Here is a 22,592-nt window from a genome sequence, read left to right as displayed (position 1 = left end):
AAAGAATTGAGGTGGGCGCGATGGAGGCCGAGTTGGAACGTGTGGTGACCCGGAGCCGGCAGGGCCCGTTCGTCGACGACTGTCCGAGCCGCGTGGTGCTCAACCACGTGGCGAACCGGTGGGGGACGCTGATCGTCACCTCACTGCACCAGGGCCCGATGCGCTTCCACCAGCTCCGCGACAACATCGGCGGCATCAGCGAGAAGATGCTGTCGCAGAACCTGCGGCTGCTGATCCGCGACGGCCTGATCGACCGGACCGTGGAGTCCAGCACGCCGCCCCGCGTCTCCTACGCGCTGACCCCGCTCGGCCGCGAGCTGGCCTCGCTGCTGCGCACGCTGATCGACTGGATCACCTGCCGCACCGACGACATCGTCGCCGCCCAGCAGCGCTACGACCGCGCCGCGGGCGACTCCGCCTGAACGCATGCGGCGGCCCACCGGTCCGGCCTGGAGCCGGACCGATGGGCCGGTGTCGGATGCGCGGGCGTACGAACCCGCGCGTGCGGCCGCCGCATGTGCGGCCGTCGGATGCGCGGCCGGGCGTGCGGACGAGCCGCGCCGGGAGTGCGGGCGGTCAGCGCTCCGGACGGAACGCGTCGGCGTGGTCGGCGACCCACTCGGCGAACGTCCGGGCGGGCCGTCCGGTGACGCGTTCGATCGTGTCCGCGTGCACCGTCAGCTCGGCGCCGACCGACTCGCGCATGTAGCCGAGCACGCCCTCCAGCAGGTCGGCGGGCACGTGCGGGCTCATCAGCTCGCGCGCCTGCTCGTGCGTGAGCTCGACGAACCCGAGCTCCCGGCCGGTCACCTCGGAGATGATCCGCAACTGCTCGATCTGCGTGAGCACCTGCGGGCCGGTGATCTCGTACGCCTTCCCCGCGTGCCCGCCGTCCAGCAGCGCGGCGACCGCGACCGCGGCGATGTCGTCCTCGTGGACGGGCACCCGCCGCGACTCGCCGTAGGGGGCCCGGGCCACGCCCTCGGCGCGGATCGCCGGCCCCCACCGCCACAGCACGTTGCCCGCGAACTCGCCGGGCCGCACGTGCGTCCACTCGAAGCTCCCGGCCTCCACGGCACGTTCCACCGCGCGGTGGTGGTCCTTGGTGGCGTTGGCCTGGACCTCGTCGCCGGCGGTCAGCGACGAGAGCACCGCCACCCGGCGCACCCCGGCCTTCTCCGCGATCCGCACGACCTCCTCGACGGTGTCGGGCACCGGGAACAGGTAGAGCCCGTCCGCGCCGTCGATGGCCGGGCGCACCGTGTCGGGCCGGGTCAGGTCGCCGGCGAACACCTCGACCGCCTCCGGCAGCCGCGCCCGGGCCGGGTCGCGGGTGAGCGCCCGGACGGCGACGCCGCGCGCCAGCAGGCGGTCGACGACGTGCCGCCCGACCGAGCCGGTGGCGCCGGTCACCAGGACCGTGGTGATGGTCGACATCTCAGTCCTCTTCCGCGTCGGTTTGCTCGGGCGGTCGGTCAGCGGCGGTAGGGACGCCGCTCCTTGGCCTCCCGCAGCGCCAGCGCCCACCACACGAGCTGGTCGAGCAGGACCTTGGCGGCCTGCTCGCAGCCCTCCGGCTCCAGCGGCCGCCCGTCGGCGCCGAACCGCTCGCGGTGGTTGTGGAAGCTGACCGTCTCGCGGACGGTCACCGCGTGCAGCTCGGCGAAGACCAGGCGGAGCGCCTCCACCGCGCGCAGGCCGCCGGCCATTCCGCCGTAGGAGACGAAACCGACCGGCTTGGCCTGCCACTCCTCCATGAACCAGTCGATGAAGTGTTTCAGGGAGGCCGGGAAGCTGTGATTGTACTCAGGCGTAATGATGATGTAACCGTCCGCAGCGGCCAGCCGCTCGGCGATCGCGTCCGCCTCCGGCGGCCGGTCGCGCATGTCGTACTCGGGCAGCCGCGCGGGCAGGGTGACGTCCGCCAGGTCGAGCGGCTCGACGGTGACGTCGGGGCAGGCCTCGGCCTGCTCCGCGAACCAGCGGGCCACGGTGGGGCCGAACCGTCCGGTCCGCACGCTGCCGGTGACGACGACGAGGTGGACGGGGCGTTGCGCCATGTCTGTCACTTCCGTTCCGGACGCGGGCCGGTCAGCCCAGCAGCGTGCCGCCGGACGCGTCGACGAACGCGCCGGTGGTCCAGCCGCCGTCGGGACCGGCGAGGAAGGCCACCACGCCCGCGATCTCCTCGGCGGTGCCGACCCGCTTGAACGCCGACAGCTGGGACATCTGCTCGCGCGCCTCGGGGATCGAGAACACCGGGCTGCCGTTGTCGGTGATGCCCGGCGCGACGGTGTTGATGGTGATCCCGCGTGGCGCCAGGTGCCGGGCGTAGTGCAGCGTGATCTGCTCCAGCGCGCCCTTGGTCATCGAGTACGCCAGCTGCTCGGGCACCGCGAACCGGGTCAGGCCCGAGGAGATGTTGATGATCCGGCCGCCCTCCGGCACGATCGTCAGCGCCCGCTGGGTGATGAACAGCGGCGCCCTGGCGTTGACCGCGAACAGCCGGTCGAACGCCTCGGGCGTGATGTCCTCCGGGGCCAGCCCGGCGGCGGTCTGCTCGCCCGCGTTGTTGACCAGGATGTCCAGCTCGTACCGGTCGGTGTGCTCGGCCAGCCCGGCGCGCAGCCCGTCGAACAGCGTGTCCACGTCACCGGGGACGCCCAGCTCCGCCTGCACGGTGAAGGCCGAGCCGCCCGACTCGACGATGCCCGCCACGGTCTTCTCGGCGGCCTCGGAGTTGCTCGCGTAGTGCACGGCGACCAGCGCGCCGTCCCTGGCCAGCCGCTCGGCGATCGCCTTGCCGATGCCGCGGCTCGCCCCGGTGACCAGTGCGATCTTGTTGTCGAGAACTCCCATGTCTTCCTCCTGCCATCGAGTGCCATCGGGTGCCGAAGGGGCCGGTGCGTGCCGGCGAGGGGTCGGCGCGGCGGGTGCCGAGGCGCCGTCGAGCCGCGGCCGGACGTCCGTGCGCACGGCGGGCCGGGCCCCCGGGCGATGGCGGGGGCCTGACGGAAGCTGTGCGTGGCGGACGCGCGAGGACGGTGCGGAGGCGCGCATCCTGGCCTGCCTCGGCCCGCGTGCGAGAGGGGCCGGGGACGTGACGGCGTGGCGGGACGCGACGTGCGCCTGGTGGAACGGCGGGCGGACCACCGCCGGGTCGTCACCGGCGGTGTCGTGGGCATACCTCACCCGCGCCTCGAAAGCGTGACATGTCCGCGCGGGCGGCGTCAACAGCGGTCAGCACAAGATCGTCTGAACGTCCACGGAAGGGCAAAGCTTACTGCTCGAAAGGCGCTAACTAAAAGGTATGTTCTTTCATTGAGTGCGCTCGTTTCCTACAGTGGGGGCATGAGAATCGAAGTCTTCTCGGACATGGTCTGCCCCTGGTGCTACATCGGAAAGCGCCGGTTGTCGATCGCGCTCGACCAGGTCGGCGCCAAGCCCGAGCTGGTCTGGCGCGCGTTCCAGCTCGACCCGTCCTACCCGTCCAACGTCACCTGGACGCTCTCCGAGGCGCACGCCAACCGCTACGGCATCCACGGGGAGGAGGACAAGCGCCGGCAGAAGCTCGTCACCGACCTGGCGGCCCAGGTCGGCATCGGCTACCGGCTGGACCGCGCCATCATGGCCAACACCGTCGACGCGCACCGGCTGGTCAAGCACGGCCACGCGCACGGGAAGGGCACCGAGACGGCCGAGGCGCTGATGCGCGCGTTCGCCGTCGAGGGCCGTGACATCGGCGACCACGACACGCTCAACGAGATCGCCGCCGAGCAGGGGCTGCCCCCGCTGGAGCCCGGCGCCTACACCGACGAGGTCAACGCCGACCTCGCCCTCGCGGCCCGGTACGGCGTCGTCGGGGTGCCCACCCTCATCGTCGACGAGAAGTACATGCTGGTCTCGCCCGAGATCCAGGACCTGTCCCGCTTCCTGCAGCAGCACGCCGGGTGAGGCCGGTCCGACCGCAGTTCCGCACGGAGAGGAACGCCTCGTGACCTTCAAGGACATCCTCGTCACCCGCGGCCCCCGTCCCGGGGTCGGCCGCCGGGACGGCCAGGACTACGTCATCGAGAAGCACTCGGCGCTGGCCATGACGGTGCCCGCCATCCGCGACCTGTTCACCGGGTACGTGATGTACCGGGTGCTCACGCCCGCGGACGGCGTGGACGCCGACGCGCTCCACCGGCGCGCCGACGACCTGCTCGTGGTGGTCGAGCACAGCTGCGACGACCGGGCGGGATTCGAGGCGACCCTGGAGGACGCCGAGTACCTCGCCACGGTGCGGCCCGACGAGATCTACATGAGCACCGAGATCTTCTCCGTGCCGCCCACGGTGTACGAGGTCGCCGAGGAGACCGTGCTCGACGACGCCGGGGACGGCGCGTCCGGCGACGACGGCGACCTGGTGGTCATCGACTTCCTGCGCCGCCGTCCCGACGTGGACGCCGCCGGGTTCCGCGCCGCGCTCGCCGCGGAGGCCGAGTGGCTGGGCGCCGACGCGGACTACCGCGCGGTCGCCCGGCGGCGGGTGCACAACCTCGTCCAGGGCGGCGAGGGCTCGCTCAACCCGGGCGCGGCCGACCTGCACGACGCCATCGTCACGACCACCGTGACCGACTTCACCGGACTGGCCGCGCTGTACGACCGGCTGCGGGCCAGGCAGGCCGAATACGTGGACGCCGACTCCAGCTTCTCCGCGCTCACCCGGCGCAAGGTCGTCGTGTGACCGCCTGACCTGCGTCGACGGCCGGGGCCCGGAAACGGAGCCCCGGCCTTTGACATGCCGGCGCGTTCACTGGCGCCTTGACTCCCGTGCGGCGGCGATGTCACACTTTTGCCCGCGGTTGAGCCATGCCCGAAAACGGGCGCTCCCGCTGATATCGCAGGTCTCTCGCTTACCGCAACCAGGGCGTCGCGTCGCCACCGCGCGTTCCGCCGCCCATCCGGCCTCCCGAGCCCTCCACCGGACGCCCCCCGGGCGCTCCGGCCTCCGGCGTGCCTCGGGCCGGCCTCCGCCCGCTCCTGGAAGGAACAACAGGTGACCGAGCAGAAGGAAACCGTTCCCGTCGTCGTGGTCGGCGCAGGCCCCGCGGGGCTCATGCTCGCCGGCGAACTGCGGCTGGCGGGTGTGGACGTCGTCGTCCTGGAACGCCTGGCCGAGCCCACCGGCGAGTCCCGGGGCCTGGGGTTCACCGCCCGCACCATGGAATCGTTCGACCAGCGCGGCCTGCTGCCCCGGCTCGGCGAGGTCGAGACCAGCAACGTCGGGCACTTCGCCGGCGTCCCGCTGGACTTCGGCGTACTGGAGGGCGCGCACTTCGGCGGCAAGAGCATCCCGCAGAGCCGCACCGAGGCGATGCTCGCCGGGTGGGTGGACGACCTCGGCGGCGACGTGCGCCGCGGCCACGAGGTGGTCGGCCTGTCCGACGACGGCGACGGCGTGGACGTCGAGGTCCGGGGGCCGGACGGTCCCCGGCGGCTGCGCGCCTCGTACCTGGTGGGCTGCGACGGCGGCCGCAGCACGGTGCGCAAGCTCGCCGGGTTCGACTTCCCCGGCACCGCCGCGACCGTGGAGATGTTCATCGCCGACGTCAAGGACGCCGACATCAAGCCGCGCTGGGCGGGCGAGCCCGTCCCCGGCGGCATGGTCCTGGCCGGGCCGCTCGGCGACGGCGTCACCCGCATCGTGGTGTGCGAGCGGGGACGGGCGCCGCGCAAGCGCACCGAGCCGCCGCCGTTCGCGGAGGTGGCCGCCGGCTGGCAGCGCCTGACCGGCGAGGACATCAGCGGCGGCACCGCCGTGTGGACCACCGCGTTCGGCGACGCCGCCCGGCAGGCCGCCCAGTACCGGCGCGGCCGGGTGCTGCTGGCGGGCGACGCCGCGCACATCCACCTGCCCGCAGGCGGGCAGGGCATGAACGTCAGCATCCAGGACTCGGTCAACCTCGGCTGGAAGCTGGCCGCGGTGGTGCGCGGCCAGGCCCCCGACGAGCTGCTGGACACCTACCACTCCGAACGGCACCCGGTGGGCGCGCGGCTGCTGATGAACACCCAGGCGCAGGGCCTGCTGTTCCTCACCGGCGAGAACACCGGCCCGCTGCGCGAGCTGCTCACCGAGCTGGTCGAGTACCCCGAGGTCGCGCGTCACCTGGTCGGCATGGTCAGCGGGCTGGAGATCCGGTACGACGTCGGCCCCGGCGACCATCCGCTGCTCGGCCGCCGCATGCCGCCGCAGGAGCTGGCCACCGAGTCCGGCAAGACCAGCACGACCGCGCTGCTGCACGCGGGACGCGGCGTGCTGCTCGACCTGGCCGACGACGCCGGCCTGCGGCGCGCCGCCGCGGGCTGGTCCGACCGGGTGGACGTGGTCACCGCCGAGCCCGCCGGCACCGACCTCGACCCGCCCGCCGACGCGGTCCTGATCCGCCCCGACGGCTACGTCGCCTGGACCTCTCCCGGGGCCGGCGAGCTGCCCGACGCCCTCACCCGCTGGTTCGGCCCGGCCACCACCTGACCCACTTCACACAGCCCCGCCGCCCGTCCTCTACCGACAAGGAGCACAGGATGCACAGCACGTTGATCGTCGCGCGTATTCGTCCCGGCACGAGCGACGACGTCGCCAAGTTGTTCGCCGAGTTCGACGGGACGGAGATGCCGCACCGGATGGGCACCCGGCGGCGGCAGCTGTTCACCTTCCACGACCTGTACTTCCACCTGCAGGACTTCGACGACGAGCACGGCGGCGAGGCCATCGAGGAGGCCAAGACGCACCCGCTGTTCGTGAACATCAGCGAGAACCTCAAGCCCTTCATCCAGGCGTACGACCCGGAGACGTGGCGGTCGCCGAAGGACGCGATGGCGCAGCGCTTCTACCACTGGGAGGCACGATGACGAGGCGGGTCGCGATCACCGGGGTCGGTGTCACCGCCCCCGGCGGAATCGGTGTCAAGAACTTCTGGAACCTGCTCAGCGAGGGCCGCACCGCGACCCGGGGGATCACCTTCTTCGACCCGTCGCAGTTCCGGTCGCGGGTCGCGGCGGAGATCGACTTCGATCCGGAGGCGCACGGCCTCGGCCCGCAGGAGATCCGCCGCATGGACCGGGCCGCGCAGCTCGCCGTGGTGACCGCGCGGGAGGCGGTGACCGACAGCGGGCTGGAACCGGCCGAGCTGGACCCGTACCGCACCGGTGTCACCATCGGCAGCGCGGTCGGCGCCACCATGGGCCTGGACCGCGAGTACAACGTCGTCAGCGACGGCGGCCGCCTGGACCTGGTGGACCACCGGTACGCGGTGCCGCACCTGTACGACTACTTCGTGCCCAGCTCGTTCGCCGCCGAGGTCGCCTGGGCGGTGGGCGCCGAGGGCCCGACCACGGTGGTGTCCACCGGCTGCACGTCCGGGCTGGACTCGGTGGGCTACGCCACCGAGCTGATCCGGGAGGGCGCCGCCGACGTGATGATCGCGGGTGCGACCGACGCGCCGATCTCGCCGATCACGGTGGCCTGCTTCGACGCGATCAAGGCGACCACGCCGCGCAACGACGACGCCGAGCACGCCTCCCGGCCGTTCGACGGCACCCGCAACGGCTTCGTCCTCGGCGAGGGCTCGGCGGTGTTCGTGCTGGAGGAGCTGGAGCACGCGAAGGCCCGGCGGGCGCACGTGTACGCCGAGATCGCCGGGTTCGCCACCCGCTGCAACGCCTTCCACATGACCGGGCTGCGGCCCGACGGCCGGGAGATGGCCGAGGCCATCCGCATGGCGCTGCACGAGGCGCGGATGAACCCCGAGGACGTGGACTACATCAACGCGCACGGCTCGGGCACCAAGCAGAACGACCGGCACGAGACCGCCGCGTTCAAGCGCAGCCTGGGCGACCACGCCTACGCGACCCCGGTCAGCTCCATCAAGTCGATGATCGGTCACTCGCTGGGCGCCATCGGCTCGATCGAGATCGCCGCCTCCGTGCTGGCGATCGAGAACGACGTCGTCCCGCCGACGGCCAACCTGCGCACCCCCGACCCCGAATGCGACCTGGACTACGTGCCGATCACCGCCCGCGAGTGGAGGACCGACACGGTGCTCACCGTGGGCAGCGGATTCGGTGGCTTCCAGAGCGCGATGGTGCTGACCGCGAAGGAGAGGGAGGCGGCGTGAGCAGCGCTTCCGTGGTGGTGACCGGCCTCGGGGTCACGGCCCCCAACGGACTGGGCACCGAGGCTTTCTGGGACGCGACGCGCGCGGGACGCGGCGGCATCGGCCGGGTCCGGCGGTTCGACCCGGAGCGGTATCCGGCGCGGCTGGCGGGGGAGGTGCCCGGCTTCGTCGCCGAGGACCTGCTGCCCGCGCGGCTGCTGCCGCAGACCGACCACATGACCCGGCTCGCGCTGGTCGCGGCGGACTGGGCGCTGGAGGACGCCGGGGTGCGCCCCGGCGACGTGCCCGAGTTCGACATGGGCGTGACCACGGCCAGCTCCGCGGGCGGGTTCGAGTTCGGGCAGCGTGAGCTGCAGAACCTGTGGAGCAAGGGCGGCCAGTACGTCAGCGCGTTCCAGTCGTTCGCCTGGTTCTACGCGGTCAACACCGGCCAGATCTCCATCCGGCACGGGATGCGCGGCCCCAGCGGCGTGGTCGTCAGCGACCAGGCCGGCGGACTGGACGCGATCGCGCAGGCGCGGCGGCAGATCCGCAAGGGCAGCAGGCTCATCATGTCCGGCGGGGTCGACGGGTCGATCTGCCCGTGGGGCTGGGTGGCCCAGCTCGCCGGCGGGCGGCTCAGCCTCCGCGACGACCCCGACCGCGCCTACCTGCCGTTCGACCCCGACGCGTGCGGGCACGTCGCGGGCGAGGGCGGGGCGCTGCTCGTCCTGGAGGACGCCGACGCGGCGCACGAACGCGGCGCCGCGACGATCTACGGGGAGATCGCCGGGTACGGCGCCACGTTCGACCCGGCGCCGGGCAGCGGGCGTCCGCCCGGCCTGGAGCGCGCCATCCGGCTCGCCCTGGCCGACGCCGGCGCGGACCCGGAAGAGGTCGACGTGGTGTTCGCCGACGCCGCGGCCGTCCCCGAACTCGACCGGATCGAGGCGGACGCGATCAACGCGGTCTTCGGTCCGGGCGGAGTGCCGGTCACCGCGCCCAAGACGATGACCGGACGGCTCTACTCCGGGGCCGCCTCGCTGGACGTGGCGGCCGCGCTGCTGTCCATCCGGGACGGCCTGATCCCGCCCACCACCAACGTCTCCCCGGCCGCCGAGTACGAACTCGACCTGGTGACGGGGCGGTCGCGCGCCGCCGCGGTGCGGGTGGCGCTGGTGCTCGCCCGGGGCCAGGGCGGGTTCAACTCGGCCGCGGTGGTGCGCGCGCCCTCGGCCGCCGCCCGGACGGCGGCCGCCGCCTGACGACTCGACCAGAGCACTCGAAAGGTGTGAGCCAGGTGACCATCTCAGTGACCGACGGCACCGCGACACAGACCCTTCCGGAGACCACCTCCCCGCAGCCCTCCCCGCCGCCCGCGCCGGCGGCGCCGGCATCGGCCGAGCCGCAGATGCGCAACCGGGTGGCCGAACTCGCCCGGCTGAAGGCCGAGGCGGTCAAGGGGCCGAGCGAGCGGGCCACCGAGGCGCAGCGCGCCAAGGGCAAGCTCACCGTCCGCGAGCGGATCGCCCTGCTGCTGGACGAGGGGTCGTTCAACGAGGTCGAGCCGCTGCGGCGGCACCAGGCCACCGGCTTCGGGCTGGAGGACAAGAAGCCCTTCACCGACGGGGTGGTCACCGGCTGGGGCACCGTGCACGGCCGGCAGGTGTTCGTCTACGCGCACGACTTCCGCATCTTCGGCGGGGCGCTCGGCGAGGCGCACGCACGCAAGATCCACAAGATCATGGACATGGCGATCGCCGCCGGGGCGCCGCTGGTGTCGCTGAACGACGGCGCCGGGGCGCGCATCCAGGAGGGCGTCACGGCGCTGGCCGGGTACGGCGGCATCTTCCAGCGCAACACCCGGGCGTCCGGGGTGATCCCGCAGATCAGCGTGATGCTCGGACCGTGCGCCGGGGGCGCCGCCTACTCCCCGGCGCTGACCGACTTCGTGTTCATGGTGCGGGGCACCGCGCAGATGTTCATCACCGGCCCGGACGTCGTCCAGGCGGTGACCGGGGAGGAGATCACCCACAACGGGCTCGGCGGGGCGGACGTGCACGCCGAGACCTCCGGGGTGTGCCACTTCGTCTACGAGGACGAGGAGACCTGCCTGGAGGAGGTGCGGTACCTGCTGTCGCTGCTGCCGAGCAACAACCGGCAGAGCCCGCCGGTCCGCCCCACGTCCGACCCGGCGGACCGGGACGGCACGCCGCTGCTGGACCTGGTGCCGGTGGACGGCAACCGCCCGTACGACATGCGCGCGGTCATCGAGGAGATCGTCGACGACGGCGAGCACCTGGAGGTGCACGAACGCTGGGCGACCAACGTCATCTGCACGCTGGCGCACCTGGGCGGCCGTCTCGTCGGCGTCATCGCCAACCAGCCGATGACGCTGGCGGGCGTGCTGGACATCCACGCGTCGGAGAAGGCCGCGCGGTTCGTCCAGATGTGCGACGCGTTCAACATCCCGCTGGTGACGCTGCTGGACGTGCCGGGGTTCCTGCCCGGCGTCGACCAGGAGCACGGCGGCATCATCCGGCACGGGGCCAAGCTGCTGTACGCGTACTGCAACGCCACCGTGCCGCGCGTCTCGGTCGTGCTGCGCAAGGCGTACGGCGGCGCGTACATCGTGATGGACTCGCAGTCCATCGGCGCCGACCTCACCTACGCCTGGCCGACCAACGAGATCGCGGTGATGGGGGCGGAGGGCGCGGCGGGCGTCATCTTCCGCAAGCAGATCGCCGCCGCCGACGACCCCGACGCCATGCGCGCCCGGATGGTCAAGGAGTACAAGGCCGCGCTGATGCATCCCTACTACGCCGCCGAGCGCGGCCTGGTGGACGACGTCATCGACCCGGCCGACACCCGCAGGACCCTGATCCGAGCGCTGGACATGCTGAGCGCCAAGTACGCGCAGCTGCCCAGCCGCAAGCACGGGAACCAGCCGCAGTGACCGCCCTGAAGGTGGTGCGCGGCCACCCGGACGAGGAGGAGCTGGCGGCCGTCGTCGCCGTGCTGTTCGCCCTGGCGGGCCGTACCGCCCCCGGCCCGCCGCCGCGTCCCGAGCCCGCCGCGTGGGGCCAGGGTCGGGACGCGGTGACGTGGACGGGCCGGCCCCAGGTCGCCTGGCGGCCCCAGCTGTAGGCCCGGCTCCCCGCCACCGCTGTAACAGCGGCCTCACCTGCACCGTTCGGGCACGCAATCACTTCGGCGTGACACGTCCGTTAGCGGGCGGCAGCGCATTGTTACCGTCACCCTCCCTCCCGCGTCTGGTCACAGAGTGCGCACGTGCCAATACTTGAGGCGAATCACTCGTCCGGCGGCCCGATTCGGCAGGGATGTGGCAATGAGCGTGTTCCAGACGACCTCAGGTGAGGAGACGGCGGTCCGGAACGGCTGGTCGGCGGGGCCGACCGGGCTGGGCACCTCCGCCGCGCGCCTCACCACGCGGGGGCGGGAGGCGGGGACGAGCGAGCCCGGCGGCGGCAAGCCGTTCGAACTGCCGGACTTCTACATGCCGTACCCGGCCCGGCTGAACCCGCATGTCGACTCCGCGCGCGTCCACACCCGCCAGTGGGCCCGCGACATGGAGATGCTGGAGGGCTCGGGCGTCTGGAGCAGCCAGGACCTGGAGAACCACGACTACGCGCTGCTGTGCGCCTACACCCACCCCGACTGCGACGCCGACGAGCTCGGACTCATCACCGACTGGTACGTGTGGGTGTTCTTCTTCGACGACCACTTCCTGGAGAAGTACAAGCGCACCCGCGACCGCGAGGGCGGCAAGGCCCACCTCGAACGGCTGCCGCTGTTCATGCCGCCGGACGGCGGCCCGACGCCCGAGCCGCGCAACCCCGTCGAGGCGGGCCTCGCCGACCTGTGGGCGCGCACCATCCCCGCCATGTCCCGCGACTGGCGGGTGCGGTTCCGCGAGCACACCGACCACCTGCTCAACGAGTCGCTGTGGGAACTGGCCAACATCGACCAGAACCGCGTCCCGAACCCGGTCGAGTACATCGAGATGCGCCGCCGCGTCGGCGGGGCGCCCTGGTCGGCGTGCCTGGTGGAGCACGCCGTGAACGCCGAGGTCCCCGCGCTGGTGGCGTACTCGCGGCCGCTGCGGGTGCTGCGCGACACCTTCTCCGACGGCGTGCACCTGCGCAACGACCTGTTCTCCTACCAGCGCGAGACCGAGCAGGAGGGCGAGCTCAACAACGGCGTGCTGGTGCTGGAGACCTTCTTCGAATGCTCCACGCAGGAGGCCGCCGACGCCGTCAACGACGTGCTGACATCGCGGCTGCAGCAGTTCGAGCACACCGCCGCCACCGAGCTGCTGCCGCTGTTCGCCGACACGGGCCTCGACCCGGAGGGCTGCGCGCGCGTCCTGGCCTACGCCAAGGGCCTGCAGGACTGGCAGGCGGGCGGGCACGAGTGGCACATGCGCTCCAGCCGCTACATGAACAAGGACCTGGACGTCGGCCGTCCCGGGGCGCTGCGCGGCCTCGGCACGTCGGGGCTGGACCTCAGGACGCTGCTGCGCCGCGCCAACTCGTACACCCACGTCCCGCAGAAGGTGGGGCCGTCGCTGGTCCCCGACATCGACATCCCGTTCCCCCTCTCGCTGAGCCCCCACCTGGAGCGGGCGCGCGAAGACGTCATGGAGTGGGCGGGCCGGATGGGCATGCTGCACGCCCAGCCGGGCGTCCCGTTCTCCGGCGTCTGGAACGAGGGCGACCTGCGCGACTTCGACTTCCCGTTGTGCGCGGCCGGGCTGCAGCCCCAGGCCGCCCCCGACGAGCTGACCCTGGCGTCCTGCTGGCTGACCTGGGGCACCTACGGCGACGACTACTACCCCGTCGTGTTCGGCCGGTTCCGCGACCTGGCCGGGGCCAAGGCCTGCAACGAGCGCCTGCGCCTGTTCATGCCGGTGGAGGACCCGCAGGCCACGCCACCGGCGGTGAACGCGCTGGAACGGTCGCTGGCCGACCTGTGGGCGCGCACCGCGGGCCCGATGGCCGTCGAGGCCCGCCACCAGTTCCGCGCCACCGTCGACACCATGATCGACAGCTGGCTGTGGGAGCTGGACAACCAGGCGCAGAACCACATCCCCGACCCGGTCGACTACGTCGAGATGCGGCGCCGCACCTTCGGTTCCGAGCTGACCATCTCGCTCAGCAGGCTGGCCCGCTGGTACCACGTGCCCCCGGAGATCTACGACACCAGCCCCATGCGGTCCCTGGAGAACGCCGCCATGGACGTCGCGTGCCTGCTCAACGACCTGTTCTCCTACCAGAAGGAGATCGAGTTCGAGGGCGACCTGCACAACGCCAACCTGGTGGTGGGGAACTTCTTCGGCTGCGACTACCCGACCGCGGTGCGCATCGTCCACGACCTGCTGAACGCGCGCCTGCGGCAGTTCCAGCGCGCCGCCAACCTCGAACTTCCGGTGCTGTACGACGACTTCGACCTCGACGGCGAGGCCCGCGCCCTCCTCGACGGCTACGTCCTGGACCTGCAGAACTGGCTCGCCGGAATCCTCAACTGGCACCGCAACTGCCGCCGCTACACCGAATCCGACCTGCGCCGCCGCTACCCCGACCACCCGTAGCCGAAGTTCTCCCCGACACCCCGCTTCACTGGGCGCCGAGGGAGAAGGCGGCCACCAGCAGCAGAAGCGTCGCCGAGACGGCGGTCATGCGCCGGGACGCTCTGGCGTCGGCGGTGAGCGAGGCGCCGGCGCGTCCCGCCGTGACGGCGACCGCCCCGTAGACGCAGGCGCACTGCGCGACGTGCAGGCAGCCGAGCACGGCGAACTGCACGCCGATCGGGACGGCCGCGTCCGGCGAGACGAACTGCGGCATGAGCGACAGGTACAGCAGCAGTCCCTTCGGGTTGAGCAGGGCGATGACCAGGCTCTGCCGCAGGACGACGCGCGTCGGCTCCGCCGGCGGGTGCCGTGGGTCCGGGGCCGCCGAGCCGTCCGCTCCGCCCGGGCCGTGCCGGCGCAGTGCCAGTAACGTGCGCACGGCGAGCACGACCAGGTAGGCGGCGCCCGCGTAGCGCAGCACCGGCAGGGCGGCCGGCACGCTACGCAGCGCGGAGGCCAGCCCGGCGGCGGCGACCGCGGTGTGGACGGCGTAGCCCGCGCAGATGCCCGCGACGGCGGCCAGACCCGTCCGGTACCCCTGCCTGAGGCTCCGGGCGATGACGTAGAGCCAGTCGGGGCCCGGCGTGCAGACCAGCAGCAGGTCCACGCCGAGGAACAGCAGCAGCTCGTGCGTGTCCATGGCCCCCGAAGCTAACCGGGAACGCTTGGCATGCGATGACCGGTTATGCCGCCTTTCATCGCTCCCTTGGCAGGAAGTTGCGCAAAGCGGCGCCCACCGTCGCAGATGCCGTCACGTGATCGGCAGGCCGCGGTCGGGCTTGACCACCTTCATCGCCAGGTGCGAGGTCAGCTGGGCGATGCCGGGCAGGCCCGAGAGCACGTCGGTGTAGAAGCGTTCGTAGGCGGTGATGTCGGCCACGGCGACGCGTAGCAGGTAGTCCGGGTCGCCGAACAGCCGGTGCGCCTCCACCACCTCGGGCAACTCGGCGACCCTGCGTTCGAACTCGGCCACCGTGCTCTGGTCCTCCTGCCGCATCACGATGGTGACGAACGACTGGAAGCCGCGTCCCAGCGCCGCGCCGTCCACGAGCGCCCGGTAACCGCGGATCACCCCGTCGCGTTCGAGCTGCCGCACGCGGCGCAGGCACGGCGACGGAGTCAGCCCCACCTTGTCGGCCAGTTCGGTGTTGCTGAGCCGCCCGTCATTCTGCAGCTCACGGAGGATCCTGCGATCGATCCGGTCCATGTGGCCATGCTGCCAGGCCCCGGCCGTCCCGCACCGGACGGGACGGCGACGTCCTGTCCCCGCTGCCCCTATTCGAGCTGCCCCTGTTCGCGCTGACCACCGACAAGGTAGATCTGGTGGGGGCGAACCGGCGGGCTTCGGGACGCCGACACCGATCCCGCCCTGGCCGACCTCATGCGCCGGGTCGACCCCAGAGCGAGTGACCGCCCATGACCTTCCCCGTTCTGCCCGGCCGGTGGCCGCCGGCCTCCGCCTGGCCACCCGCCAGCGGCGAGGCGCACCTACCGGCACAACACCCTCGTCCACGGGCAGTCCAGACGGCGGTGCGGTAGCACCGGGTAGACATGTCGTCGGCGGACAGGATCAGTCGTCGCAGCCGACGCCGTCGCCGTCGCGGTCCAGGTCGTAGATGTCCGTGTCGATGACGCGGACGGGGCCCTGCACGTAGGCGGGGCCGTTGCCGCTGCCGCCCGCGCAGTCGACATCACTGGCGATCGGCACGCAGGGACTGTAGTTGGGGTCGCACCGTGAGGACTGCTTGGTGCCGACGGCGATGATCCGGGTGACCGCCGCCTTGGTGACCACCTGACGGATCAACTTCTTGCGCGTCTTCCTGCCGTTGGTGAAGGTGACCTCGTAGGTGAGGGTCTTGATGCCTGTGCGGCCACGGGTTCTGACCTTGGTGGTGCCCTTCGCCAGGCCGGGGTCCGTCACCCTCCGGGTCCTGAAGGGAATCACCTTGGTCTCGGTGACGGTGCGCTTCTCGACCTTCGGCGACGCCGTGCTCGCGGTCGCGGAAGGCTCGGCGCCCGCCGCCTCTGCCGACGCGGTCGCCGACGTGGTGGCCGACGCGGTGGGCGACGGTTCCGCGGCCGGCTCGCACTTGGCGCCGAGGCTGAGCAGGGCACCGAACGCCACTACGGCTGTAACGGTACGTCTCATTGATTTCCCTCCGTAGAGCGAGATCACGCTACGTGGGCGTTCTGGAGGGGCGACAGGGACATCGGTCCCGATGTCCGCCGGGACAGGCCCGGAACAGGTCGCGGTCGTGGGCCGGACGGCCGCGACCGTAGTGGCCGGTTCGCGGACGTGTCGTTATAGGGGTTGTCTGTTCGTTGTGTATACGCAACACTGCATGTATGACAGGTAAGGGATCCAGGAAGGGACGCAAGGGCACGGCCCTCCACAACCGGCTCGCGGTGCTGCGTGCCGAACGCGGGGTCTCCCGTGCCGAGCTGGCGACGGCCGTCGGTGTGAATCCGCAGACCATCGGGTTTCTGGAGCGCGGCGACTACGGACCGTCCGCCGAACTCGCGCTGAAGATCTGCGAGTTCTTCGAGCTGCCCTTCGAAGCCGTCTTCTCGCTTCGTCCCTTCACCCCGATGTCCCAGCAGCTCTACCGTTCCGCCGACTCCGGAGGACCGACATGACTTCCTCGACCGGCAGCACCCCCCGAAGCAGCATCAGACGGCACCTCGACAACCTCGCGGCCGCCAAGGACGCCACCCCCGAAGAGCGTCAGCGGATCCTGGAGACCGTCCGCCAGGAGGCACAGGACCGGCGACGGACCAGGCCCGTGCCCCGATGGCTCGCGAACGGCACGAACCGCCGCGCGCTCGCCCTGCTCGCCGCCGTTCCCTTCGCGGCCGGAGCGGCCAGTGCCTTCATGAGCCCCGACTCCGGCGCCACCCTCGCCGTCCAGGCGGCCGGTGCGGTGGGCCTGCTGACCGGGATCCTCCTCCTCAGGAGGGCGACCAGGGAACTGACCGAACTCGCCGCGGCCGAACTCGACGAACGCGAACTGCAGGAGCGCAACCGGGCGCTCGGCGCCGCCTACGTGACGCTGCTGGTCTGCATGTTCGTCGTCGCCCTGCTCGCCATCGCCGACGGGCCGCTGCTCGACGTCGCCGGCTGGAAGCCGCTGATCTTCGGTCTGGTCGGCACCGCCATCCTGCTCCCTTCGGCCGCCGCCGCATGGACGTGGGACGACGTCGACGAGGAGCACTGGCCGGAAAGCGGCGTCCAGTAGGAGACGCCTGTCCGATCCGCTGAGCCGGTGGTGCGTGACGGGCATCGCGGAGCAGTGCTCTCCAAGGGCGGGTGGGCCGCCGGTGGTGGTCGGGCCCCAGGGGCGAGTCCGGCCGTGGTGAGGCCCTCTGAGGTATCAGCCGCAGTCGACCTGCGAGGCCGATGCGCGAGCGGTCGCCGTTCGCGGAGAGTGGGTGCCCTCCCCAGCAGACAGGAGTGCCCCATGGCGTCCATCAGAGCGGTTGCGGTGTTCGGGGTCGCTGTGACGACCGCGTGTGCGGCGGCGCTCGCCGCGGTTCCGGTGAGCGCCGCCGGCGCGGCGACGGCCGGGACAGGGCGGGATTCGGGGCGTGGTGCGCTGGTCGGCGAGCCGCAGCGGCTGCGCGCGATGACGGCCGGCGAGGTCAGGACGTGGCTGGCGTCCGACGAGTTCGACGTCGACGGCGTTCGTCACGGCGTGGACCTCTACCGTTTGGTCTACCGAACCGTGGACGTCCGGCAGCGTCCCACCGTGGCGAGCGGCCTGCTGGTGCTGCCCCGCGATGGGAAGCGCAGGCTCCGGACGGTCTCGTACACCCACGGCACCATGAGCTACAAGAAGGACGCCCCGTCCACGACCGACGGTGTGTGGGGTCCCGGTCCTGTCGTCACCTACGCGTCGGCAGGGTTCGCCGCCGTCGCCCCCGACTACCTAGGGTTGGGCGAGGGGCCGGGCGTGCATCCGTGGAAGGACGTGCCCTCGGAGACGACGGCGTCGCTGGACATGCTCCGCGCCGCCCGCCACGCCGCCGCGGACAAGGGCCGGATGCTGGAGCGGGACGTGCTCGTCACGGGTTTCTCCCAGGGGGCGTCGGCGGCGTTGGGCCTTGCGCGTGCCTTGCAGGAGGGCGGCGACCGGTGGTTCCGGCTGCGTGCCGTCGCCCCCATCAGCGGCGCCTACGACTTCGAGAACGCCGAGCTGCCCGCGCTGCGCGACGGCGAACTGCCGCCCAAGCTCAGCGTCGCCTATACCGCGTACCTGCTGACCTCCTGGGGGCGGTTGCACGGGCTCTACCGCACCCCGGCCGAGGTCTTCCGGCAGCCGTACGCCGACCGCGTGGAGAAGTTGTTCGACGGCACCACCCCCGGCCCCCAGATGCTGGAGGCGCTGCCAGGGTCACTGGACGAGCTGCTCACCACGCGGGGCTGGGCGATGCTGCGCAGGCCGAGCGGCGCGTTCGCCCGTGCGCTGGACGTGGACGCCGAGGTCTGCACGGCCTGGACTCCGCACGTCCCCATCCGCCTCTACAAGATGGACGGCGACGAGCAGGCCGTCACCGCCAACACCGACCGGTGCCGCACGTCCCTGCGCGCCCGCGGGGTGGACGCCCCGGTCGTGGACGTGGGCGAGCGCACCTACGAAGGCTCCCGGCACCTCGGCTCCAATCTCGCCGGGACGACGATGATCGTGCGGTGGTTCCGCGGCCTGAGCTGACGCCCTCCGGCGGCCAACGAACCGAATTCGGTTCGCGGGGGGAAGTCGGTGAGATGCATATGATCTCCTTTGCCTCAAACTTTTGATATGTCCGGATCGGGACAAAGAAAGTTCCATCGGCGGGGAACCGGCCGTCCGCCACGTGCATCAGACAAGGCGAAAAACGAGTGAAGCGGTACCGATAACGCTCTACGGTGGTACCTCGCACTCTTCCCCCCTATCTCCGAGCATGGAGGAAACGCATGCGGCGTGTCGCCACGCTGACGATCGTCTCCGGCGCCCTGACCGCCGGGCTGCTGGCCGCGGGTCCGGCCGCGCAGGCACAGACCACGCCGAAGGCCCAGCCGGCCGCGGCTCAGGACGACCTCGGCAAGGAGGTGACCGTCACGCGTCAGGGGTCGATCTCCAAGGAGCGGCTCCTCGCCGACGCCAAGCGCGCCGGGCAGCCGTACAGCGCCAAGGAGACCGCGGCCATCAAGGCCGCCGAGCGGTGCGGATGGTACGAGCGCACCCAGGGCTACAAGAACTCCGCGAAAACCCGTTGGCTGTTCTACGTCAAGAACCGTCTGAACTGGTGCTGGGACGGTCGTTACGTCCGCTCCTACCGGGCGAACTTCACCGCCTACACCTACAACAAGAACAGGTGGGTGTGGCGCGGCTGGGCCCAGAAGAAGGTGACCCACCCCAGTGACTGGAGCTACGTGACGTCCACGGCGCAGGGCAAGTTCTACTACACGGGGAACCGTAAGACCTACAAGCCGTACGTCATCATCCGGGGCTACAAGAACGGCGGCTACAGGTGGAAGGCCGGCGGCTGATCCTTTCTGACGTCAGCGTGACTTGACCAATGCGAGTCCGGGGATTTCAGTCCCCGGACTCGCGCATGTCGAGCGCTCCCGTGCACGGGCCCGCCGGGAGCCGTCAGGCGAAGGCGTTCTCGCCGGTCAGGGCGCGGCCGACGACCAGGGAGTGGATTTCGGAGGTGCCCTCGTAGGTGAGCACCGACTCCAGGTTGACCGCGTGCCGGATCACCGGATACTCGAGCGTCACGCCGTTGGCGCCCAGCACGGTACGGCAGGTACGGGCGATCTCCAGGGCCTCGCGGACGTTGTTGAGCTTGCCGACGCTGACCTGCTCGGGCGTCAGCGTGCCCGCCTCCTTGAGGCGTCCGAGGTGGATCGCCAGCAGCAGGCCCTTGCCCAGCTCCAGCGCCATGTCCGCCAGCTTCTGCTGGGTGAGCTGGAAGGACGACAGCGGACGGGCGAACACCTCGCGGTCGGCCGCGTAGGAGATCGTGGTCTCCAGGCAGTCCAGCGCGGCGCCCATCGCGCCGAAGACGATGCCGAAGCGGGCCTCGTTCAGGCAGCCCAGCGGGCCCGACAGGCCGCGCGCGCCGGGCAGCAGCGCGCTCGCCGGCAGCCGTACTCCGTCCAGCACCAGTTCGCTGGTGACGCTGGCGCGCAGGGACAGCTTGCGCTTGATGTCCCGGGCGGAGAACCCGGGCGTCCCGGCCGGGACGAGGAAGCCGCGGACGCCCTCGTCGGTCTGCGCCCACACCACGGCGACGTCGGCGACGGTCCCGTTGGTGATCCACATCTTGGTGCCGTCGAGCACCCAGTCGGCGCCGTCGCGGCGGGCGCGGGTGCGCATCCGCGCCGGATCGGAGCCGAAGTCGGGCTCGGTCAGGCCGAAGCAGCCGATGCGCTCGCCCGCCGCCATCGCGGGCAGCCACTCGTTCTTCTGCTCCTCGGAGCCGTACTTCCAGATCGCGTACATGGCCAGTGAGCCCTGCACCGACACCAGGCTGCGCAGGCCCGAGTCGGCGGCCTCCAGCTCCAGGCAGGCCAGTCCGTAGGAGACGGCGCCGAGCCCCGCGCAGCCGTACCCCTTCAGGTGCATGCCGAGGACGCCGAGCGATCCGAACCGCCGGGCCAGCTCGCGCGCGGGGATCCGGCCGTCCTCGAACCAGTCGGCCAGGTGCGGGCGCAGCTCCTTGTCGCACAGCTTCCGCACGGTCGACCTGATCTCGCGTTCCTCGTCGGTCAGCAGCCCGTCGACGGCGAACAGCGCCTCGGGGTGGATCGGTGTCTTCGTCACGGCGTCCCACTTCACCACAGATTGGATTTTGGATCCAGTATTGATTGTCCGATCTTCGCTGGCTAGCGTGCCCCGGGTGGACACCCTGAACCTGGTGGACGGCGCCATGGGCTCGGGCGCGCGCTTCACCCGCACCGCCAACGACTGCCCGGGGACGCCGGCGTGAGCGCGTTGTCCGGTCTGCTGATCGCCGACTTCAGCCGGGTCCTGGCCGGGCCGTACGCGACGATGCTGCTCGCCGACCTGGGCGCCGACGTCGTCAAGGTCGAACGCCCGGACGTCGGCGACGACACCCGCTCGTGGGGCCCGCCGTACGCCGACGGCGAGGCCACCTACTTCCTGGCCGTCAACCGCAACAAGCGCTCCATCGCCCTGGACCTCCAGGACCCCGCCGACCGGGAGACGGCCCGCGCCCTCGTGGCCCGCGCGGACGTCCTGGTGGAGAACTTCCGTCCCGGCACCATGGACCGCCTCGGCCTCGGCTACGACGCGGCCCGCGAGCTCAACCCCGGCCTGGTGTACTGCTCCATCACCGGATTCGGCACGGGTGAGGGCGCCGACCTGCCCGGCTACGACCTCATCGCGCAGGCCGTCGGCGGCCTGATGAGCGTCACCGGCGACGGCGCCACCAAGGCCGGCGTCGCGCTCGTCGACGTCGTCACCGGCCTGCACGCGGCCCTCGGCGTCCTCGCCGCGCTGCGCCACCGCGAGACCTCGGGCGAGGGCCAGCGCGTCGAGGTCACGCTGCTCGGCTCGCTGCTGTCCGCGCTGGTCAACCAGTCCTCGGCGTACGTGGCGGCCGGTGTGGTGCCGAAGGCCATGGGCAACCGGCACCCCAGCATCGTCCCGTACGAGGTGTTCGGCACCGCCGACCGCCCGATGGTGATCGCCGCCGGGAACGACCGCCAGTTCCGCACGCTGTGCGCCGTCCTGGGCCGGCCCGACCTCGCCGAGGACGACCGCTACGCCACCAACGCCGGCCGCGTCGCCGCCCGCGAGACCCTCGTCGCCGAACTGTCGGACGCGCTGGCCCGCCGGACGGCCGACGAGTGGTTCACCGCCCTCACCGAGGCGGGCGTGCCCTGCGGCCCCATCAACGACCTCGCCGCCGCCTTCGACCTCGCCGCCGCCCTGGGACTGTCCCCGGCCGTCGACGTGGACGGCGTCGGCCAGATCGCCAACCCCGTCCGCCTCGACGCGACCCCCGCCGAATACCGGCTGCGGCCGCCCGCGCTCGGACAGGACGACGCCTGGGTCCGTGAGATATTGGGGCGGTGAGCACGGTGGACACGGGACGGGGCAGGCCGCCGACGGCCCAGCAGTTCGTTCTGGGGGAGCTCCGCCGCGCCATCACCACCGGCCGCCTGCGCCCGGGCGCCCCCATCCGGCAGGACGCCCTCGCCGAGGAACTGGGCGTCAGCCGCGTCCCGCTGCGCGAGGCGCTCAAGACGCTCCAGGGCGAAGGCCTGGTCAGCTACCGCGCCCACCGCGGCTACTTCGTCGAGGAACTGTCGCTGGACGACCTGCGCGAGGTCTACCGCATCCGCGAACTCCTCGAAGCCGAGGCCGTGCGCCAGGCCGTCGCCCACCTCACCGACGACGACCTCGACGTGCTGGAGAAGGCCCAGCGGGAGGTCGAACGCGCCAGTGCCGCCGCCGACGTCCTCGACATGGCCGCGGCCAACCGCACGTTCCACATGACCCTCTACGAGTGCGCCCGCATGCCCCGCCTCACCCGCATGATCGCCTCCCTGTGGGACGCCACCGACGCGTACCGCTCGATCTACTACGGCGACGACCACAACCGGCGCCGCGTCATCGACGAGCACCGCGCCGCCCTCGACGCCCTGCGCGCCCGCGACCCCGACCGCGCCATCGACATCCTCGACGTCCACCGCGCCCACGCCGTCACCACCCTCGAATCCCTCATGCCGCACTGACGTTCGAGGCCGCCACGATCGGCCAACGTGCCATCGCTCGCAGAGCCGATCGGCTTTT

At 71.7% G+C, this 22,592-nt stretch carries 23 protein-coding genes; 16 read left to right on the top strand and 7 right to left on the bottom strand.

Annotation, left to right across the window (positions count from 1 at the left end):
- Nucleotides 1–20: 20 nt before the first annotated feature.
- A complete protein-coding gene (locus ABD811_RS19935; protein ID WP_344949564.1) occupies nt 21–422 on the top strand; it encodes a winged helix-turn-helix transcriptional regulator in 402 nt (133 codons plus the stop codon).
- Nucleotides 423–576: 154 nt separating this feature from the next.
- Here the strand turns inward: ABD811_RS19935 and ABD811_RS19930 are convergent, their stop codons facing one another.
- Genes ABD811_RS19930 through ABD811_RS19920 form a run of 3 tightly spaced genes read right to left on the bottom strand, consistent with a single transcriptional unit; the run spans nt 577 to nt 2,859 of the window.
- Nucleotides 577–1,437: an NAD(P)H-binding protein gene (locus tag ABD811_RS19930; protein ID WP_344949561.1), complete on the bottom strand. Its 861-nt coding sequence runs from the start codon at nt 1,435–1,437 to the stop codon at nt 577–579.
- A gap of 38 nt (nt 1,438–1,475) precedes the next feature.
- Complete coding sequence (locus tag ABD811_RS19925) at nt 1,476–2,060, bottom strand: NADPH-dependent FMN reductase (protein WP_344949558.1); 585 nt, start codon at nt 2,058–2,060, stop codon at nt 1,476–1,478.
- A gap of 31 nt (nt 2,061–2,091) precedes the next feature.
- The gene (locus ABD811_RS19920; protein ID WP_344949555.1) at nt 2,092–2,859 is read right to left on the bottom strand and encodes an SDR family oxidoreductase; all 768 of its coding nucleotides are present in this window, start codon (nt 2,857–2,859) and stop codon (nt 2,092–2,094) included.
- A gap of 492 nt (nt 2,860–3,351) precedes the next feature.
- On the opposite strand from ABD811_RS19920, the gene ABD811_RS19915 reads away from it, so the two are divergent.
- The 9 genes from ABD811_RS19915 (at nt 3,352) to ABD811_RS19875 (ending at nt 13,749) form a co-directional block, all read left to right on the top strand.
- Nucleotides 3,352–3,954: a DsbA family oxidoreductase gene (locus ABD811_RS19915; RefSeq protein WP_344949552.1), complete on the top strand. Its 603-nt coding sequence runs from the start codon at nt 3,352–3,354 to the stop codon at nt 3,952–3,954.
- A gap of 40 nt (nt 3,955–3,994) precedes the next feature.
- Nucleotides 3,995–4,729: an EthD domain-containing protein gene (locus ABD811_RS19910; protein ID WP_344949549.1), complete on the top strand. Its 735-nt coding sequence runs from the start codon at nt 3,995–3,997 to the stop codon at nt 4,727–4,729.
- Nucleotides 4,730–5,041: 312 nt separating this feature from the next.
- Nucleotides 5,042–6,517, top strand: coding sequence for an FAD-dependent monooxygenase (locus tag ABD811_RS19905; RefSeq protein ID WP_344949546.1), 1,476 nt, complete (start codon nt 5,042–5,044; stop codon nt 6,515–6,517).
- Between the two features lie 50 nt (nt 6,518–6,567).
- Nucleotides 6,568–6,894 (top strand): TcmI family type II polyketide cyclase, encoded by a 327-nt coding sequence (locus ABD811_RS19900; RefSeq protein ID WP_344949543.1) that lies wholly within the window; start codon nt 6,568–6,570, stop codon nt 6,892–6,894.
- Entirely contained in the window at nt 6,891–8,159 is a 1,269-nt protein-coding gene (locus tag ABD811_RS19895) for a beta-ketoacyl-[acyl-carrier-protein] synthase family protein (protein WP_344949540.1), read from the top strand. Before ABD811_RS19900 ends, ABD811_RS19895 begins: the two co-directional genes overlap by 4 nt.
- Nucleotides 8,156–9,403, top strand: a complete 1,248-nt coding sequence (locus ABD811_RS19890) for a ketosynthase chain-length factor (protein ID WP_344949537.1) — start codon at nt 8,156–8,158, stop codon at nt 9,401–9,403. Before ABD811_RS19895 ends, ABD811_RS19890 begins: the two co-directional genes overlap by 4 nt.
- 146 nt (nt 9,404–9,549) lie before the next feature.
- Nucleotides 9,550–11,094, top strand: coding sequence for an acyl-CoA carboxylase subunit beta (locus ABD811_RS19885; RefSeq protein WP_344949872.1), 1,545 nt, complete (start codon nt 9,550–9,552; stop codon nt 11,092–11,094).
- Nucleotides 11,091–11,285 carry an acyl-CoA carboxylase subunit epsilon gene (locus tag ABD811_RS19880; protein ID WP_344949534.1) on the top strand — a complete coding sequence of 65 codons (195 nt, stop codon included), beginning with the start codon at nt 11,091–11,093 and terminating at the stop codon, nt 11,283–11,285. Before ABD811_RS19885 ends, ABD811_RS19880 begins: the two co-directional genes overlap by 4 nt.
- A gap of 202 nt (nt 11,286–11,487) precedes the next feature.
- Nucleotides 11,488–13,749 (top strand): terpene synthase family protein, encoded by a 2,262-nt coding sequence (locus ABD811_RS19875; RefSeq protein ID WP_344949531.1) that lies wholly within the window; start codon nt 11,488–11,490, stop codon nt 13,747–13,749.
- A gap of 25 nt (nt 13,750–13,774) precedes the next feature.
- Here ABD811_RS19875 and ABD811_RS19870 read toward each other — a convergent pair whose 3' ends face one another.
- From ABD811_RS19870 to ABD811_RS19860, 3 genes are all read right to left on the bottom strand, one after another.
- A complete protein-coding gene (locus tag ABD811_RS19870) occupies nt 13,775–14,428 on the bottom strand; it encodes a LysE family translocator (protein ID WP_344949526.1) in 654 nt (217 codons plus the stop codon).
- A gap of 111 nt (nt 14,429–14,539) precedes the next feature.
- Nucleotides 14,540–14,995 carry an Lrp/AsnC family transcriptional regulator gene (locus ABD811_RS19865; RefSeq protein ID WP_344949523.1) on the bottom strand — a complete coding sequence of 152 codons (456 nt, stop codon included), beginning with the start codon at nt 14,993–14,995 and terminating at the stop codon, nt 14,540–14,542.
- A 363-nt stretch (nt 14,996–15,358) separates the two neighbouring features.
- Nucleotides 15,359–15,937: a G5 domain-containing protein gene (locus tag ABD811_RS19860; protein ID WP_344949520.1), complete on the bottom strand. Its 579-nt coding sequence runs from the start codon at nt 15,935–15,937 to the stop codon at nt 15,359–15,361.
- A 197-nt stretch (nt 15,938–16,134) separates the two neighbouring features.
- Between ABD811_RS19860 and ABD811_RS19855 the strand changes: the two genes are divergently transcribed.
- The 4 genes from ABD811_RS19855 (at nt 16,135) to ABD811_RS19840 (ending at nt 19,315) form a co-directional block, all read left to right on the top strand.
- Nucleotides 16,135–16,425, top strand: a complete 291-nt coding sequence (locus ABD811_RS19855; RefSeq protein ID WP_344949518.1) for a helix-turn-helix transcriptional regulator — start codon at nt 16,135–16,137, stop codon at nt 16,423–16,425.
- Nucleotides 16,422–17,024, top strand: a complete 603-nt coding sequence (locus tag ABD811_RS19850) for a hypothetical protein (RefSeq protein ID WP_344949515.1) — start codon at nt 16,422–16,424, stop codon at nt 17,022–17,024. Before ABD811_RS19855 ends, ABD811_RS19850 begins: the two co-directional genes overlap by 4 nt.
- A 222-nt stretch (nt 17,025–17,246) precedes the next feature.
- Nucleotides 17,247–18,497: an alpha/beta hydrolase family protein gene (locus tag ABD811_RS19845; RefSeq protein ID WP_344949512.1), complete on the top strand. Its 1,251-nt coding sequence runs from the start codon at nt 17,247–17,249 to the stop codon at nt 18,495–18,497.
- 242 nt (nt 18,498–18,739) lie between these two features.
- A complete protein-coding gene (locus ABD811_RS19840; RefSeq protein ID WP_344949509.1) occupies nt 18,740–19,315 on the top strand; it encodes a hypothetical protein in 576 nt (191 codons plus the stop codon).
- A gap of 103 nt (nt 19,316–19,418) precedes the next feature.
- Here the strand turns inward: ABD811_RS19840 and ABD811_RS19835 are convergent, their stop codons facing one another.
- On the bottom strand, nt 19,419–20,594 hold the full coding sequence (locus ABD811_RS19835; RefSeq protein ID WP_344949506.1) for an acyl-CoA dehydrogenase family protein: 1,176 nt from the start codon (nt 20,592–20,594) through the stop codon (nt 19,419–19,421).
- 162 nt (nt 20,595–20,756) lie between these two features.
- On the opposite strand from ABD811_RS19835, the gene ABD811_RS19830 reads away from it, so the two are divergent.
- Entirely contained in the window at nt 20,757–21,872 is a 1,116-nt protein-coding gene (locus tag ABD811_RS19830) for a CaiB/BaiF CoA transferase family protein (RefSeq protein ID WP_344949504.1), read from the top strand.
- On the top strand, nt 21,869–22,534 hold the full coding sequence (locus ABD811_RS19825) for a GntR family transcriptional regulator (protein WP_344949502.1): 666 nt from the start codon (nt 21,869–21,871) through the stop codon (nt 22,532–22,534). Before ABD811_RS19830 ends, ABD811_RS19825 begins: the two co-directional genes overlap by 4 nt.
- Nucleotides 22,535–22,592 lie beyond the last annotated feature (58 nt).

The organism is Actinomadura miaoliensis (assembly GCF_039536785.1).
GTDB lineage: Bacteria > Actinomycetota > Actinomycetes > Streptosporangiales > Streptosporangiaceae > Spirillospora > Spirillospora miaoliensis.
This window is presented reverse-complemented; position numbering and strand designations above follow the sequence as displayed.